8 protein-coding genes are annotated in these 11,495 nt (G+C 52.7%); 7 read left to right on the top strand and 1 reads right to left on the bottom strand.

Annotated elements, in window-relative coordinates; translation table 11 throughout:
* Position 1: 1 nt before the first annotated feature.
* Complete coding sequence (gene argH / locus AC6ESO_RS22565) at positions 2-1,417, top strand: argininosuccinate lyase (protein WP_494819271.1); 1,416 nt, start codon at positions 2-4, stop codon at positions 1,415-1,417.
* A gap of 76 nt (positions 1,418-1,493) precedes the next feature.
* Here argH and AC6ESO_RS22560 read toward each other — a convergent pair whose 3' ends face one another.
* Complete coding sequence (locus AC6ESO_RS22560) at positions 1,494-2,972, bottom strand: VanW family protein (protein ID WP_497093375.1); 1,479 nt, start codon at positions 2,970-2,972, stop codon at positions 1,494-1,496.
* A 270-nt stretch (positions 2,973-3,242) separates the two neighbouring features.
* On the opposite strand from AC6ESO_RS22560, the gene ftsE reads away from it, so the two are divergent.
* From ftsE to uvrB, 6 genes are all read left to right on the top strand, one after another.
* On the top strand, positions 3,243-3,929 hold the full coding sequence (gene ftsE / locus AC6ESO_RS22555; protein WP_494819269.1) for a cell division ATP-binding protein FtsE: 687 nt from the start codon (positions 3,243-3,245) through the stop codon (positions 3,927-3,929).
* Positions 3,919-4,836 (top strand): permease-like cell division protein FtsX, encoded by a 918-nt coding sequence (ftsX, locus tag AC6ESO_RS22550; RefSeq protein WP_497093374.1) that lies wholly within the window; start codon positions 3,919-3,921, stop codon positions 4,834-4,836. The genes ftsE and ftsX overlap by 11 nt, the downstream gene beginning before the upstream one ends.
* A 12-nt stretch (positions 4,837-4,848) precedes the next feature.
* A complete protein-coding gene (locus tag AC6ESO_RS22545; protein ID WP_494819267.1) occupies positions 4,849-6,027 on the top strand; it encodes a peptidoglycan DD-metalloendopeptidase family protein in 1,179 nt (392 codons plus the stop codon).
* A 157-nt stretch (positions 6,028-6,184) separates the two neighbouring features.
* The gene (locus AC6ESO_RS22540; RefSeq protein ID WP_497093373.1) at positions 6,185-7,654 is read left to right on the top strand and encodes a S41 family peptidase; all 1,470 of its coding nucleotides are present in this window, start codon (positions 6,185-6,187) and stop codon (positions 7,652-7,654) included.
* A 129-nt stretch (positions 7,655-7,783) separates the two neighbouring features.
* On the top strand, positions 7,784-9,097 hold the full coding sequence (locus tag AC6ESO_RS22535) for a PDZ domain-containing protein (RefSeq protein ID WP_497093372.1): 1,314 nt from the start codon (positions 7,784-7,786) through the stop codon (positions 9,095-9,097).
* Positions 9,098-9,470: 373 nt separating this feature from the next.
* Positions 9,471-11,474 carry an excinuclease ABC subunit UvrB gene (gene uvrB, locus AC6ESO_RS22530; protein WP_497093371.1) on the top strand — a complete coding sequence of 668 codons (2,004 nt, stop codon included), beginning with the start codon at positions 9,471-9,473 and terminating at the stop codon, positions 11,472-11,474.
* The last annotated feature ends 21 nt before the right edge of the window (positions 11,475-11,495 follow it).

Here is an 11,495-nt window from a genome sequence, read left to right as displayed (position 1 = left end):
TGTGAGTAAATTATGGGGCGGCCGGTTTACGAAGAAAACCGACCAACTGGTAGAGGAATATACGGCATCCATTTTATTTGATAAAGAGCTTGCGGAAGAGGATATTCAAGGCAGCCTGGCCCATGTTACTATGCTGGGCAAGCAAGGGATTCTGCCTGCTGACGACGTGGAGAAAATCAAGGACGGCCTGCACCGCGTCCTGCAGCGCATCAAGCGCGGCGACATCGAATTCTCCATTGCCGATGAAGATATTCACATGAACATCGAGAAGACGCTGATCGATGATGTGGGTCCGGTTGGCGGCAAGCTGCACACCGGCCGCAGCCGTAACGATCAGGTTGCGACGGATATGCATTTGTACCTGCGCAAGCGGGTGGTGGAGTTCGTTGATCTGCTGCAGAAGCTGCAAGCTGCGCTAGTGCAGCAGGCAACGGCGAACATCGATACGATTTTGCCGGGTTATACGCATCTGCAGCGTGCGCAGCCAATCCTGTTCGCGCACCATATGATGGCATACGTATCCATGTTCGGCCGTGATATCGAACGTTTGCAGGACAGCTACAAACGGGTGAACACGCTGCCGCTCGGAGCGGGTGCATTGGCAGGGACGACGTTCCCGATCGATCGCCATTTCGTAGCAAGTCAGCTGAAGTTTGACCGCGTCTACGAGAACAGCCTAGATGCGGTAAGCGACCGCGACTTCATTCTGGAGTTCCTGTCGCATGCGTCCATCATTATGATGCATCTGTCGCGCCTAAGCGAAGAGTTCATCCTATGGTCGAGCACCGAATTCCACTTTGTTGAGCTTGACGACGCCTTTTGCACAGGCAGCAGCATTATGCCGCAGAAGAAAAATCCGGATGTGCCAGAGCTTGTCCGCGGGAAAACAGGTCGCGTTTACGGCAACCTCGTGGGTCTGCTGACTGTGCTCAAGTCACTTCCGCTTGCTTATAACAAGGACATGCAGGAAGACAAAGAAGGCATGTTCGATACGGTCCGCACGCTGCAAGGCGCACTGCAATTGTTTGCACCAATGGTGGCAACGATGAAGGTGAACAAGGACCGGATGCGTCAAGCCGTCAATCAAGATTTCTCGAACGCGACCGACATCGCCGACTTCCTCGTTGGCAAAGGGTTGCCGTTCCGTCAAGCGCATGAAGTCATCGGCAAAACCGTATTGTACTGCATCCAGCAGGGCAAATACTTGCTGGATCTCACGCTGGATGAGTTCAAGCAATTCTCTTCGCTGTTCGATGATCGCATCTACGAAGTGCTGCAGCCGGAGAATGTTGTCAATGCACGCAACGTTTACGGCGGTACTGCTAAGACGCAGGTCGTGGAAGCCATCGCACGCGCGGAGCAAGAACTAGCCGCAACAGCGGATTGGATTACCGAATACGCGGAGCGCAGCCGCTAAACGAATCGAAGCCCGTTCTACTTTCGCTGAACCTTCAGCGAGGTAGAACGGGCTTTTTTTCTGCCTAAACAGCGCCCTATTGCGCCACACCGTCCTCAAGCAGCGGCGCTTCTTGCTTGCCGTTGTCAGGGTGCGATTGCTCCGGAGCGACGGCATAGACAACCGGCTGTGCCCGGTAGGTATCCCGCGAGATGCGGTTGCGTGATACTTGCACCCCATTCTCCAGCTTCGTGCGGTACGTCTCGACAATATAGCCGGGTTTCCCGGACGAAAGCTTCCGGCGTTCACCCGGCATCATGGAAGCCGACGGAACCTCTTTCACCGGCGGAACGACAGTAGCCACTGTCTTGGAGTCAATCTTGTACTGCACATTTCTCGGCAATGTCCCGAAGATCTTCACGGTCACCTGCCGATTCTCCACAACCGTCCGGATGACGATATATTTGCCGGTCGTATTCTTGAACTTGAAATTGATCGCATCATCGGCATAGGTCGCGTCTCGGCCCAGAGGCAAATAAGCAACGGGGAGGGAGTGATTGCGCCGCTCTACCATATCAAGGCCCGCAAAAAGCACGGCATTGTACAGGGTGCTGGACACTTGGCAAATCCCGCCGCCTACGCCCGGAACGAACTCGCCGTTTAGAATAACGGGTGCTTGGCGGTAACCGTATTTTTTGCTGGTTAGGGCAATGATTTTGCTGTAATCGAACACTTCTCCGGGAGCGAGCGTCATGTCGTTAAGCGTCTTGGCCGTCATCGTCACATTATAAGCACGGCCCGCGCCGCTCGTCCGAAACTCCGTGGTGAAAGAAGAGATCAGCCGCTCGACCCCTTCAGCCTTCAGCCGCTGCAAGGTTATAGAAGGATGGATGACGCGGAGTTCGATCGGCCAGGTCATGGGAGACAGCTTCTTTCCCCAACTGCTCCCGATCGCCTTCTGAAGCGCGGCTACAGCATTGGCATACATTTTATCGGTATCGAGTCGATAGGCATTCTTGTGCGGGGTATAGACGACCTTGTCGCCGCTCGTAATCTTGCGCGTTGCGTTCACCGGCTCCCCTGCGTCCATCCAGCCCCAGGTGCTGCGGATTTTCCCCACGAACACCTCTTTGTCCAAGCGCACCCCAATGGTCAGCTGCTGCCGGAACCCCCACCGATACTTCGCTCTCGTCCACAAATTGCCGCTGGTCAAACGGTCAATGGCCGCCTCGGCTTCCTTCGTATCCACCTCAATGCCGAGCTGTTCGAGCGTCCACGTTTTCTTCTTCCCTTCGCCGGTTCCGCCTTTGATCGTAATCGCAAGCTGTTTGAGCGTTTGCTTCCGCTTGGCCAGCAGTTGCTTGGCTTCCTCAATAGGAAGTGAACCAATGGGAATGACGGCGTCGCTCTGAAGCATCTGTCCGTCCGTCTCCGTAGGTTTCGTCAAGACAACATGTACTTGTTTCGGAATCGTTTGCTGGGACGCATACATCCATAACCCGCCCCATCCGGCAGACGCGAGCAGCAGGCACTCCCCCGACAGAATCCAGATTAGCTGCAGCCGTTTCGTGTTCATAGCTTCCTATCACCTCGGGGCCAGTATTCGTACATGTATATGCGCCGAGGGCTTCAATTCTGCCACCTGTTTGTACAATTCTCTTCGATGAATGCAGCCGTTAATAACCGAGAGCAGGACGTTTGTCGAAAAATATACGGTAGGAAGCACTAGATTCCCGTTTTTCGCATCATTAGAAATATGAAAAATGCAGAAAACAGGACTTTGGTAGAGGATTTACCGCGAACATGTCGAATAGTTAAAAGCTGACTACCTACAGGATGTGATATTGTGATTGAATTGCAAGATATTTGGAAGACGTACGCAGACGGCACCCACGCTCTCCGCGGCGTTTCTGTTCGTATAGACCGTAATGAATTCGTTTACTTGGTTGGACCTTCCGGAGCTGGAAAATCCACCTTCATGAAACTGATCTACCGAGAGGAAATTCCAACCAAAGGGCAAATCTCCGTGAACGGCTTTAACATCGGCAAGCTAAAGCCCCGGAAGATCCCTTACGTTCGGCGGAACATCGGCGTTATTTTCCAAGATTATCGCTTGCTGCCGAAGCTGACCGTGTATGAGAACATCGCCTTTGCGATGGAAGTCATCGAAGCGCCGCGCCGAGTCATCAAGAAACGGACGATGGAAGTGCTGGAGCTCGTTGGACTTCGCGGGAAGCATGCAAGCTTGCCGCAACAGCTGTCAGGCGGCGAGCAGCAGCGGGTCGCCATCGCGCGCGCCATCGTCAACAATCCGGCCGTCATCGTGGCGGACGAGCCTACCGGCAACCTTGACCCTGAAACCTCATGGGGCATTATGAATCTGCTTGAGGAAATCAACTTCCGCGGCACTACGATCATCATGGCAACGCACAACAAAGAGATCGTGAATACGCTCCGCAAACGCGTCATCGCCATCGAGAACGGAACGATTGTGCGTGATGAAGTGAGAGGGGAGTATGGCTATGAAAGCTAGCACCATTATCCGCCACCTTCGAGAAGGGGTGAAGAACGTGGTGCGCAACGGCTGGATGACTTTTGCCTCCGTCAGCTCCATCGTCATTTCCCTGTTTATCCTGGGTGCGTTTCTATTGCTTGCCATGAACGTCAACAACTTGGCGGACCAGATTGAGAGCCAGGTACAGATTCGGGTTTACTTGCAGCTGAATACCGATGATGCCAAGATTAACGAGCTTAAGAATGCCATCGGCAACATTCCGGAGGTTAGCAAGATCGAATTCGTATCCAAAGAGAAGGGGCTTGAATCCCTTCGCGAGAGCATCGGTGCAGACGGCGCTGAGCTGCTCGAAGGTTATGACAAGACGAACAACCCGCTGCCGGACTCCTTTACTGTCGAGGTGTTTGAGCCGCAGAAGATCGCTTTTGCCGCGAAACAGATTGAAGCGATCGGTAAAGCAGACGAGACATTGCCGATTACGAGCGTGAAGTACGGGAAAGGAACCGTCGAATCGCTGTTCAAAATAATGAACGCTGTCCGCAATATCGGACTTGTTATTGTAGCAGGGCTTGGACTAACCGCCATGTTCCTCATTTCCAACACGATTAAGATGACCATTGTGGCACGTCGCCGCGAAATCGGCATTATGAAGCTGGTGGGAGCAACGAATAATTTTATCCGCTGGCCTTTCTTTATCGAAGGAGCCTTGATTGGCATACTGGGCTCGGTCGTTACCGTTTCCTTGCTGCTGTTCGGGTACTCCCGGTTGGTTGAAGTGTCTCAGGTTGAGCTGGGCCTCATGATGATTAAACTCGTGACATTGAAAGAAGCAGGCTTTAATGTGTCCGTCCTCATTATGGGACTCGGCATTTTGATTGGCATTTGGGGAAGCACCTTATCGGTGCGAAAGTACTTGAAAGTGTAGGTGAATGGAAACGTGAACGTGAAGAAAGGACTCGCCGTTCTAGCCATTATCGTATTTGCCGGATTTGTGTTTCAACCTTATCAGGGCGAAGCTTCCTCGCAGCTAGACAAAATCAACAGTGAGCTCGCTAAAGTGCGCAAAGAAATGAGCGCAGCTTCCCATAACCGCAACCAAGCGGACAAGGACAAGGAATATGTGCTGGCCATGAAAGAGAAAACAGCCAAGTCCGTCGACGAAATCATGCAGCAAATCAGCGAAGTCAGTACGCAGCTTAGCAACGTGCAGGCCCAAGTGGAAACGACGGAAGAGAAGCTGCAGCAAGCCGGCGAAGATCTCGATTCGGCGGAGAAACGTCTGAAGACGCGGGACAAGCTGCTGCAATCGCGCATTCGTTTGATGTATACGAATGGATTCGTCTCTTATATCGATGTCATGCTCAGCGCAACAAGCTTTGGGGACTTCATTGACCGGATGGACTCGCTGAAGTCGATTCTGAGCCAAGACCGCGACATTCTCGCTGACCACAAAAAAGACAAAGCACTCATCGCGCAGAAGAAGGTCGAAGTGGAGAAGTCGCTCGGCGAAGTGAAGCAGATGTATGCGAAGCTCGAAGGCTTCCAAGATCTGCTCAAGGACAAAGAGAAAGAAAAAGAAGTTATGGTGCTTAAATATAAGAGCCAGGCGGAAGAGCTGGAAGAGATCAGCGAAGAGCAAGCGGATTTGCTGATTAGTCTGGCGAAGAAAGTGTCCGACCTGGAAGCGAAGAAGAAGAAAATTAAAGTGTATTACACCGGCGGTAAACTCGGAATGCCGCTTCGTTCCGAGTGGCGTCTATCTTCTCCGTTTGGCTATCGGATCCATCCGGTAACGGGCAGGAAGAAACTGCATGCCGGTATGGATATGGCTACGCCGGCTGGAACGCCGATCTACGCGGCCGAGTCGGGACTTGTCATCGTTGCACAGTGGTGGAGCGAGTATGGCAACTGTGTCATCATTGATCATGGCGGCGGGCTGTGGACGGTGTATGGACATATTCGCAATGGCGGCATCAAGGTGGAGAAAGGCCAAACCGTGAAGCGAGGCCAGAAAATTGCGGAGGTCGGAAGCACCGGCATGTCTACGGGGAACCATTTGCATTTTGAAGTGCGCAAGAATCAAGAGGCGGTTAATCCCGCGCCTTATCTGAAATAAATAACGGGCGGAGCCGATGAGGCTCGAATGCTGACTTGACGATGCCGTACCCAGATGCAAATAATTGGGTGCGGCTTGTCATATACTAGGGGAGATGTAAAAGTAAGGGCAAAACAATCTCACCATAGGCAGGGTATGCTCACGAAGGGGTGTTGACGTGCAGTTCAAAGGACGAACAGTGGCAGCGTTCATCTTGCTCACAATGGCGGCATCTACACTTGTAACCTTGACGGTTGCAGACCGCATGATAGCAATAGAGAGCGATGGAACGACAGCTAGAGCGGCGTCATCGGAATCGTCCGGACATGATGAGCTAAGCGAGAAGGAGCTTCAGAAATTAAACACGGTACTCGGTTTGATTGAGAACAAATATTTTCGCGAAGTAGATCGGACGAAGGTGCTTGACGGGGCAGTTAACGGGATGATGGAGGCGCTGGGCGATCCTTATTCGGTCTATATGAAGAAGGAAGTGGCCAAGCATTTCTCTGAATCCATTGAGGGATCGTTTACGGGCATAGGCGCTGGCGTTCAGATGAAGGATGGCAAAATTACCGTCGAATCTGCAATTAAGGATTCACCGGCAGAGCGGGCGGGCGTTCTCCCGAACGATATCTTATTGTCGGTCAACGGCGAGAAGCTGGACGGGCTTTCCTTGAATGATGCCGTCGCCAAAATCCGCGGACCTAAAGGGTCCAAGGTGAAATTGGTGATTCAGCGGGCCGGGCTGACGCAGCCGCTGCAGCTCACAATCATTCGGGACGATATCGATTATGAAACGGTTTATGCACGCATGCGTGATGGCGGCATCGGCGTTATCGAGATTCGCCAATTCTCCCTTAATACCGGCGAACGGTTCGACGAGGAATTGACGAAGCTGGAGAAGCAAGGGATGAAGGCTTTAATCATTGACGTGCGCGGAAATCCCGGCGGCGTGCTTCCTGTCGTTGTATCGGTAGCGCAGCCTTTCGTGCCGAAAGGCGAGCCGATCGTGCAGGTAGAGGATAAGGACGGGCATCGGGAGAAAACGGTGTCTGCCGGAACCGGCAAAGCGTACCCGATCGCCGTACTGATGAATAAAGGCAGTGCGAGCGCGTCCGAGGTGCTGGCTGGGGCGTTGAAGGAAGAGGCGCATGCTACTCTGGTGGGCGAGACTTCTTTTGGCAAAGGGACCGTGCAAGTCAGTTACGATAAAGTGATGACCGATGGAAGCCTAGTCAAAATGACCATTGCGAAGTGGCTGACGCCGCTTGGCAACTGGGTACATGAGAAAGGGCTGAAGCCGGACGTCGAAGTACTGCCGCCGGATTACTATACAGTAGCCCGAATGTCCAAAGAAGCGACCTTGCAGCCGGACACCATCAATGAGAATACGCGAAGCCTTCAAATTATGCTCGCGGGACTCGGCTACACGATCGATCGCAAAGATGGGTATTACAGCCATCAAACCGTTGTAAGTGTCAAAGCCTTTCAGAAGAAGGCGGGATTGCCGATTACCGGCAGTGCCGATAAAGTGACTGCGGAGAAGGTAGAAGCGGCGCTCGTTGCGAAGATTCGCGATGAGAAGAACGATACCCAATTATTGAAAGCCGTTAATGTGCTGCAGCAGAAGCTTGCCAGCGGACAATAACGCCAGGCAGGAAAATGCTTGGACGATGTCGAATAGAAAGAAGGTTGTCTCCGTGCGTAGGTATGCGGAGGGACCTTCTTTTTATTTTGATCACAATGCGGCAATGGTGTGCGAGAGGGAGTGTAAGCTTTGGAAGCGGCAATGGAATTGCTTCGTCAGGCGGGATCGGCGGCCATCGGATTGCTGTTATCTCCGTTTTATTATGTAGCGGTGCTTCTGATCATGCTTCAATATATGCGGCAGACAAGAATGGAGCGGAAGATGTTCCATGTCCGGTTTCATGCTTGGCCGATTCAGCTTGGAAGAACGATCATAGCGGGTCTACTCGTTGGTGTACTGATTTCATGCATTAGCTTGTTTTTAGGTGTTTCGGTCACTACGGATGCGGTGCTGTGGATGTGGGGAACGGCCGCTGTACTAGTCATTATCCGGGTCAGGTACTTATGCTTTGCCTATAGTGCAGGTCTGCTGGGCGTCATGCAATGGGGGTTCGGCTGGACCGAGCTTGGTGATCGAAGCGACTGGATTGGCTCGGCGGCTTCCTCGCTTGCCGGCTTAGATATTCCCGGACTGCTTGTGCTGGTTGCGCTCATGCATGTGGCAGAAGCGCTGCTCGTTCGCTGGCAGGGAGCGCGTTTTGCGAGCCCGCTCTTCCTGGAAGGCAAGAGGGGCAAGCTTGTAGGAGGCCTTGCCCTTCAGGGTTATTGGCCGGTGCCGATGCTGCTGCTTGTACCGGCTGTTACCGGTGGAAGCGGAGATGTAGCGCTGCCATGGACGCTGCTGCTCGGAGACAGCAGCCAGTGGAGCAGCGGGTTTGCGATGATCGGCTTCCCGATGGTAATCGGGTTCTCGGAGCTGACGCGATCGCTGCTCCCGGCAGCGAAGGCACGCAGTGCATCGAAAGGGCTGCTGCTCTATGGGATTGGCACCGGAGCCGTGGCCGTTGCAGCTTCCTTCTGGAGTCCGCTGACACTGGTAGCTGCACTTTGTGCCTTATTGCTGCATGAGGCGCTCGTGGCGGTCAGTTATTTCAAAGAAGCGGCAAGCGCGCCAATGTATGTGCATAACGATCAGGGCTTGCGCGTGCTGGCTGTAATACCGGGTACACCTGCGGAATCGATGGGCATTCTGGTCGGTGAAGTCATTCATAAGGTGAATGGCGTCCGTGTTTGGACGAAGGAAGAGCTGTATAGCGCGCTTCATGTGAATTCGGCCTTTTGTAAGCTTGAAGTGCTCAATCATGAAGGCCAAATCAAGTTTGCGCAGCGTGCGCGTTACGCGGGCGAGCATCACCAGCTGGGCGTCGTGCTCGCGCCGGATGACAAAGCCGACTATTACGCAGCAGCGGCGCCTGCATCCCTGTTTGATCTGCTCTGGAGCAAACGGACGGCGAAGTCGAAGCAGCGTGCGGCGGCTTCATCTTCAACATCGGCGACACTATAGAATAAGAAACGGTGCCTCGGCGCTGTCCAATCATGGGCGGTTGCCGGGGCATTTTTCAAATTCTAAGAATGAATAAGGATCACGTTATAAATGAGCTTAGAATTCTCCGTAATGAAACGCACTGGCCGTCAAAAGGAGGCGTCAGCCGCTTCACCTTGTAACGCGGTAAGTCCTTCCAAACCGGACAGGAAGTACTAACCTTTCGTTGCAACTGAACCTGTTAATCGGTATAATAAACATCATATGGGAACACATATTCTTATGCGAATGTAAAGTGAATGATTTTAACGGACAATCTATTTTTTTCCTGTATATTGGGCATACAAATTAATAGGCTTATTCATAGAAGACGTAGGATTGGGGTGTAGGAAGGATGTATGAGAAGCAAGGACAGGAGAAGCTCTTTGATCTGAAATCGGATTACACGCCGCAAGGCGACCAGCCGAATGCGATTCAGCAGCTGACGTATGGGATCGAAGCGGGAGCACATCATCAAACGCTGCTTGGTGCAACGGGCACGGGGAAGACGTATACGATTGCAAATACAATTGCCAAGCTGAATCGGCCGACGCTGGTTATCGCGCACAATAAGACGCTTGCCGCTCAGCTTTGCAGTGAGTTTAAGGAGTTTTTTCCGGATAATGCGGTCTCCTATTTCGTCAGCTATTATGATTACTATCAGCCTGAAGCCTACATCCCGTCCTCGGATACCTTTATCGAGAAGGATTCCAGCATAAACGATGAAATTGATAAACTGCGCCACTCCGCTACGAGCTCTTTGTTCGAACGGCGTGATGTCATAATCGTAGCGAGCGTATCGTGCATTTACGGCCTCGGTTCTCCGATGGAGTATGGGAAGCTCGTGCTTAGTTTGCGGGTAGGGATGGAGAAGTCCCGCGACGCCATTCTTCATAAACTCGTCGATATCCAATACCAACGCAATGATATTAACTTTATTCGAGGAACATTCCGTGTACGCGGCGACATTATAGAGATTTTCCCGGTAGCCAACAATGAACGGGCCATGAGGGTCGAATTGTTTGGCGATGAAATCGAACGCATTACCGAGATTGACGTGTTGACCGGCGAAATTGTCGGCGAACGCGATCATGTCGCGATCTTCCCGGCTTCTCACTTCGTTACTCACGAGGATACGATGAAGGTGGCCATTAAGAACATCGAGGCTGAGCTGGAAGAGCGGCTGGCCGAGCTCCGTGAACAAGGGAAGCTGCTGGAGCTGCAGCGGCTTGAACAGCGGACGCGTTACGATCTGGAGATGATGCAGGAGATGGGCTTCTGCAGCGGGATCGAGAACTACTCCGGGCCGCTGACGTTCCGCGAACGCGGTGCAACACCTTATACACTAATGGACTACTTCCCGGATGATATGCTAGTCGTCATCGACGAGTCCCACGTGTCGATTCCGCAGATCCGTGCGATGTACAACGGTGACCGTGCCCGGAAAGAAGTACTGGTCGATCACGGTTTCAGACTTCCGTCTGCGATGGATAACCGTCCGCTGCGCTTCGAAGAATTTGAAGAGAAAGTCAAGCAAGTCATTTATGTATCCGCAACGCCGGGACCTTACGAGCTGGAGAAATGCCCTACGATGGTGGAGCAAATCATTCGTCCTACCGGATTGCTGGATCCGATTATCGAAGTGCGCAAGACGAAAGGGCAGATCGATGACTTGCTTAGTGAAATCCGCGATCGCATTGCCAAGGACGAACGTGTTCTGGTTACCACGCTGACGAAGAAGATGTCAGAGGATTTGACCGATTACATGAAGGATGTTGGAATAAAGGTTCGTTATCTGCATTCCGACATCAAGACACTGGAGCGTCTCGCGATATTGCGTGATTTGCGTATTGGCGTATTCCATGTGCTGATCGGGATTAACTTGCTTCGGGAAGGCTTGGATTTGCCGGAGGTTTCCCTCGTATCCATATTGGATGCGGATAAGGAAGGCTTCTTGCGTTCGGAACGGTCGCTTATTCAAACGATCGGCCGCGCAGCCCGTAACTCGGATGGCCGCGTTATCATGTATGCAGATAAGATGACCGACTCGATGACGAAGGCAATTGACGAGACGAATCGCCGCCGTACCATCCAGATTGCCTATAACGAGCAGCATGGCGTCACGCCTACGACGATCCGCAAGAAAGTACATGACATTATCGAGGCGACGAAGTCCGCGGATCAGAAGAACGATTTCTTGTCCGGTGTCGGCGCCGAGAAGATGTCGAAGAAGGAGCGCCAGTCGCTGCTGCAGCGTTTGGAAGCCGAGATGAAGGAAGCGGCCAAGAGCTTGCAGTTCGAGCGTGCGGCGGAGCTTCGCGATGCGCTGCTTGAGCTTAAAGCAGAGCTGGGGATGTAGGGCGGTTTGGAGCTATAGATA

The sequence above is a fragment of the Paenibacillus rhizoryzae genome (genome assembly GCF_059686995.1).
Note: the sequence above shows the minus strand (reverse complement) of the source record. Positions and strands in the feature narration are given on the sequence as shown.